The sequence below is a fragment of the Macrococcus sp. CoH-51_TC_04 genome, assembly GCF_058188655.1.
On record NZ_JBVGOY010000025.1, the window covers coordinates 1 to 3,502 of the forward strand.

Genomic DNA, 3,502 nt, shown 5'->3' on the forward strand with positions numbered 1-3,502 from the left:
GAACCCCCAGATACACTTAGAGCCGTTTCGGCGAGTGGTAGCGACAGCTATCAATTCGGCCGAAACTGGGCTCTTGGGGGTCTGGGGGTTCAGAGGCTCGCTCCAAAAGGAAATTGGAATAAAAACAAGGTTATATGTTAATTTTATATCTATTTTTTTTATAATCTAAAATAAGTGGGATGATATTTAAAACAATAGAAAAAATAGTAAATAACCAAAAGAATATATTCATTCTAGGGACTTCAGATAAAGCTGAATAATCTTTTTGTTGTATCCAGTTTGAAATTAAACTTTGTTCAGCACAAAGAGTTATAGCTGTAAAGATAATTGCAGTAATCATCATAAAAGTGTAATTTTTTTGGGAAATGTATAGGAAAATATTTATGATAGTTGCAACGATTGTTAAAAATCCAAATATTAGCCACATTATAATTCCTCCTAAAAAGTTTTAAAATCGATATTTTATTATTTTATGTATTTTATAGTAATTTTTTACTTTTTGAAAGCTGGTTGGTCAGAATTAAAGAGAAATTATTCTGGAATTCGAAATGATAATGGAAGTATGTGGAGACAATATAAGTGTCATTTTGATTATGATGTAGCGGGTGCGTTAGCAGGAAGTTGGGATCTTGAGGTTGGAAGACCAATTGTTTCTGAGGCAAAAATGATAGCAACTCGTTGTAACCCGAAATAAGTATTAATTTTTGATAGTGATTGGTTTTTTAGAATAAAAAAAGAGGATTGATCCCATTTGGAATCAATCCTCTTTTTCATTTCTACGGCATTTTTTAATAGGGATTAGAGAAAAAAAGGGGGGCTACTACGACCCCCCCTTTAAGTGCCGAGTGCCAAATTCGAAAAAAATAGGGTTCAATCCCTTGTGGCTCTAAGGTTTAAGGGTGGCGACATTTCGGCGACATTTTGGCGACATTTTGGGCGATTTTTATTAAAAATTGAGGTTTTATGCGTAAATTTTTGACTAAAGTGTGCATAAATGCTACATTATTTTTATAAAAAAAGAGAGGAGCGACAATGTGGCTACAAATAAAAAAAGATTAACAATTACATTAGCTGAAAAAGTTTATAGCGAATTAGAAAAAATGGCTAAAGAAAAAGGATTAAGTAAGTCTGCAATGCTTACAGTAGCATTAGAAGAATATAAGAAAGGGCAGAAAAATGCGTAAAAAAAGAGCGACCTCGGCTAAAGTCCGCTCAATAATTGCGTTATATCTGTACAAGGTGATTTTATAAAATGGCTAAGGAAAAAGCAAGATACTTTACTTTTTTATTGTATCCGGAAAGCATACCGACTGATTGGATCCAAAAGTTAGAATCGTTAGATGTGCCTATCGCTATTAGTCCAATTCATGATAAAGATTTGAGTAATGTTGAGGGACAAAAATATAAAAAAGCACATTATCATGTTATTTATGTTGCGAAAAATCCTGTTACTGCTGATAGTGTTAGAGTAAAAATCAAACGTTTATTAGGCGAAAAAGCGTTAGCAAAGGTGCAGATTGTAATTCAGAGCATGGAAAATATGTATTTATATTTAACGCATGAATCAAAAGACGCAATCGCTAAAAATAAATATATATATAAAAAAGCTGACATCATACAACTTAATAATTTTGATATTGACCGCTATATAACTTTGGATGCTGAAGATAAAGATGACATGTTGAATGAAGTTTGTGATTTGATTGACGAACATGGATTAGCGAACATCAGAGAATTAAGAAGATTTATAAGAGTTCATGGTGCAGAATATGGATTACCGAGTATGAAAATAATAAATAGTGTGTTACGTTCTCACACTGGTTTGATTAGATTATATTTTGATGCAGTATATCAAGAAAGAAAATACGGTAGATTTAATGTTAATTATGAGACAGGAGAAATTCAGGAATGAATAAAAAAGAAAATTTACAGAAATGATAACTAAAAATTTATTAGTCATTGATGAAGTTTTTGGACTAAAAAATCATAAGAATTTTTAGTAAATTATCGCCCACATTTTTGGGCGATCTTTTTTGACACGAAGTGTCAATTTTTGCGTCAGCAAAAACAAGTCTCACAGAGCACACGCCTTAATGATTTATTGTAACGAAGTGAAAATAAGTCTAGTGTGTTATACTTTTAATAAATATAAGTCACGTAAATCATGAACAGGGGGTAGAATTTAATTTGAGTTATTCAATTATTCGAGTTGAAAAAGTGAAATCGGGAGTAAATACTACAGGCATACAAAAACATGTTCAAAGGGAAAATAAAAATTATAATAACCAAGATATTGATTTCGAAAAAACACATTTGAATTATGATTTAATTAACAAAGAAAATATTAATTATCGAAAAAAGATTGAGGAAAAAATCGAAGAAAATTACAACGGAAAAAGAAAAATTAGAAAAGATGCTGTAAAACATATCGACGGAATTATTACGTCAGATGATAAATTTTTTGAAAATAAATCGCATGAAGAAATTAATAATTTTTTTGAAAATACAAAAGAGTTTTTAGAAAAAGAATACGGTAAAGAAAATCTCTTATATGCGACAGTTCATTTTGATGAAAAAGTTCCTCACATGCATTTTGGGTTTGTGCCAATTACAGATGATGGACGACTTTCAGCGAAAGACATGCTGGGCAACAAAAAAGCTATGACAGAATTTCAAGATAGATTTAATAATTTTGTTAATGAACGTGGTTTTGACATGGAGAGAGGAACACCAAAGCAAATCAGTCAGAAAAAAAGTGTGGAGATCAATGCGTTTAAACAACAAACGAATTATCATCGAGAAGAAAATGAGCGTGAGAGCCAAAAATTAGCCCATACACAAGCAGAAACATTAAAAGCCTTAGAAGAATATGAAAAATTAGTAAAGGTCTTAAAAGAGCCTATAAAAGTGCCGTATGAAGTTGAGAAAAAACAAGTTGGGGGACTTTTTAATAAAAGTTATGAAGAAACAGGCAATGTAGTGATTAAGCAAGAAGATTATCAAGTTTTTGAAAAGCAAATAAAGGCTTCTAGAGACATACTAGATCGTTTTGAGTATCTTAATTCGGGAAATGCATTAAATCGCTTAAATGAGCTTGATAAAGAGAACGAAAAGCTAAAAGAAGAAAACAAAGAGATCACGAGTAAATTAAATAAATTGGCAAGCCATACAGAAAAAATTCTAGAAATTATTAAACTTCTGATGTTAGAGATTGAAAAACATTTAGGTAGAAAAGGAATGCGTTCAATTTTAGAGCCTGTTATGAATCATAGTCAGTATTACGAAAATGTTATTTTAAAGTCAGATATGAAAAACCACCCTGAAAGATATAAAAAAATAGAGGAATCAAAACAAGAAGTTAAGAAAGATAAAGGAATACAAAGATAGAGGAACTTTTATGCCGAGAAAACTTTTGGAGAGGAGAAGAACCCCCAGATACACTTAGAGCCGTTTCGGCGAGTGGTAGCGACAGCTATCAATTCGGCCGAAACTGGGCTCTTGG

At 31.6% G+C, this 3,502-nt stretch carries 5 protein-coding genes; 4 read left to right on the plus strand and 1 reads right to left on the minus strand.

Annotated features, from left to right (window positions below; all coding sequences use genetic code 11):
• Positions 1-130: 130 nt before the first annotated feature.
• Positions 131-427 carry a hypothetical protein gene (locus ACZ2V4_RS11545; RefSeq protein ID WP_490514932.1) on the minus strand — a complete coding sequence of 99 codons (297 nt, stop codon included), beginning with the start codon at positions 425-427 and terminating at the stop codon, positions 131-133.
• A 45-nt stretch (positions 428-472) separates the two neighbouring features.
• Here ACZ2V4_RS11545 and ACZ2V4_RS11550 point away from each other — a divergent pair, with 45 nt between their 5' ends.
• The 4 genes from ACZ2V4_RS11550 to mobV all read left to right on the plus strand — a co-directional run bounded on the left by ACZ2V4_RS11550 (position 473) and on the right by mobV (position 3,387).
• Positions 473-694: a DUF2599 domain-containing protein gene (locus ACZ2V4_RS11550; protein WP_490514933.1), complete on the plus strand. Its 222-nt coding sequence runs from the start codon at positions 473-475 to the stop codon at positions 692-694.
• Positions 695-1,034: 340 nt separating this feature from the next.
• Positions 1,035-1,184 (plus strand): ribbon-helix-helix domain-containing protein, encoded by a 150-nt coding sequence (locus ACZ2V4_RS11555; RefSeq protein ID WP_219522415.1) that lies wholly within the window; start codon positions 1,035-1,037, stop codon positions 1,182-1,184.
• A 68-nt stretch (positions 1,185-1,252) separates the two neighbouring features.
• Positions 1,253-1,912 carry a replication protein gene (locus ACZ2V4_RS11560; protein ID WP_490514934.1) on the plus strand — a complete coding sequence of 220 codons (660 nt, stop codon included), beginning with the start codon at positions 1,253-1,255 and terminating at the stop codon, positions 1,910-1,912.
• Between the two features lie 275 nt (positions 1,913-2,187).
• Positions 2,188-3,387 (plus strand): MobV family relaxase, encoded by a 1,200-nt coding sequence (mobV, locus tag ACZ2V4_RS11565; protein ID WP_490514935.1) that lies wholly within the window; start codon positions 2,188-2,190, stop codon positions 3,385-3,387.
• The last annotated feature ends 115 nt before the right edge of the window (positions 3,388-3,502 follow it).